Origin of the sequence: Fredinandcohnia onubensis (assembly GCF_002734215.1) — a bacterium.
In the GTDB taxonomy this organism is placed as follows: domain Bacteria; phylum Bacillota; class Bacilli; order Bacillales; family Bacillaceae_L; genus Ferdinandcohnia; species Ferdinandcohnia onubensis.
The window spans coordinates 1-1891 of sequence record NZ_NSEB01000038.1 but is presented as its reverse complement, the minus strand read 5'-3'; the positions used below and the strand labels follow the sequence as shown (position 1 = coordinate 1891).

Sequence of the window (1891 nt, the reverse complement as noted above, 5' to 3'; positions counted from 1 at the left end):
AATCGAGTAGGGGGAGGTGACTAACCTCCGACCTCTCACACCACCGTACGTACCGTTCGGTATACGGCGGTTCCATTAAGATTGACGCAAAATTTCATAGCGATTATATAGACTTCTCAACCCTCGTAGACTCCAATAAGAGTTATCGAGGGTTTTGTTTAATATTGGGCTACAAGCAATTCTCCAGTATTTCTTTCTGGAGTTACCCCATTCGTGTGCTTTGTTTTCGGGTACACCAAGGCCGATTAGTTTCCTAACTTTTGTCCTTGGTTTCTTCCACTGTTTCCATTCGCACATTCTAAGCCTTCTTCTTATCCATTCATCAAATTCTTTGAATTTGCTAGGAGTGTCAGCTAAAGCGAAGTACCCACACCATCCCGTTAGATAACGGTTTAACATTTCAATCCTTATTTCCATGGGAAGAGGTTTTGACCGAGAGGTAATTTCTCGAATCTTCATCTTAAAGCGTTTGATGCTTTCTTTCGCAATTCGCACCTTCGGTTCTTTATTCCAAGTAAAGCTGAAACCAAGGAATTTCCGTCTCCATGGACGAGCGACTGCTGACTTATCCCTGTTCACCTTTAACTTTAGCTTCTGCTCAATAAACGTCGTAATGGATTCCATTACACGTTCTCCTGCTTTTAATGACTTGACATAAATATTGCAGTCATCTGCATAACGGACAAACTTATGCCCTCTGGCTTCTAATTCTTTATCTAATTTATCAAGAATTATATTTGAAAGAAGAGGACTGAGAGGTCCTCCTTGCGGAGTCCCTTCCTCTGTTAATTGTACGACCCCATTAAGCATTACACCTGATTGAAGGTATTTCCGGATTAGTTTTAGAAGTATGCGGTCTTCAATTCTTTTAGCGAGTATTCCCATCAATTTGTCATGGTTGACCTTATCAAAGAACTTTTCTAAGTCCATATCAATTACCCATCGGAAACCCTCTTTGATATATCCCTTTGCCTTTCTTACCGCATCATGGGCGCTCCTATTAGGTCGGAAGCCATAACTGCTTTTAGAAAAGGTTGGGTCAAAGATTGGGGTTAATACTTGGGCAATTGCCTGTTGAATGAAACGGTCTGTCACAGTTGGTATGCCTAAAAGCCTTATCCCACCGCTTGGTTTCGGGATCTCGACACGGCGGACAGGAGAAGGTTGATAGCTACCTGTTCTCAAAGCCTCCCGAAGGGAATCCCAGTTTTCATAGAGATGTCTTCGTAGGGATTTTACGGACATTCCATCTATGCCGTGACTTCCTTTGTTCTGCTCTACCCGTTTTAGGGCAGTTAAGAGATTTTCCCGTGACAAAATTCGTTCCATTAACATAATGCTATTCCTTTCTACGTGAATGAAGGTTCTATTTATGCCGGCTCTTGCTCCACCCTCCTAAAGCCCCCAGCGGATTCACCGCTTCCTTCTTTAGGTAAGTCCTTTCAGATTGTCTGTGTTCAATGCAATTACCGAATGTACAGATTTCATTCTTTCTTAATAGTTCAGTCCTTCCCATTCTTTCTCGAGTTAGAATGGTACTATGACTTCTGCTGACTTCTGATTGTTCAGCTATCCATTGCTGAATAGGTTACCAAGTATACTTGGCGTTTCAATCAGACCTCCCCGGGTAAGAGTGCAGTCTTTCCCTCCACCTATCTGCTTCATTTACTCTGTACCATCTTCGGCAGTATGGACTTCGTCTTGTTGTGCAGACTCATCCAATGGTATCTAGCCTTATATGAAGTTCGTATTCCTCAGACCGGAGGTTTGCCGCTCGCTTCCTTCAGATTCCGCGTCACCGCGGACACCCTTGCGTTAAGCTAACCACTACTACTGCCTTCGTGGTTCGGGACTTACACCCTATAGACTGCACCCATGCCGGGCGCACACA

At 43.6% G+C, this 1891-nt stretch carries 1 protein-coding gene; it reads right to left on the bottom strand.

The genetic code is table 11. The features are described 5' to 3' along the window. Window positions 1-75: 75 nt before the first annotated feature. Complete coding sequence (ltrA, locus tag CKK03_RS23470; protein WP_099364889.1) at window positions 76-1335, bottom strand: group II intron reverse transcriptase/maturase; 1260 nt, start codon at window positions 1333-1335, stop codon at window positions 76-78. Window positions 1336-1891: the final 556 nt, after the last annotated feature.

Excerpts from the sequence above, each read along its gene's own strand:
- ltrA (WP_099364889.1), bottom strand. The coding sequence starts at position 1,335 with ATGTTAATGGAACGAATTTTGTCACGGGAAAATCTCTTAACTGCCCTA.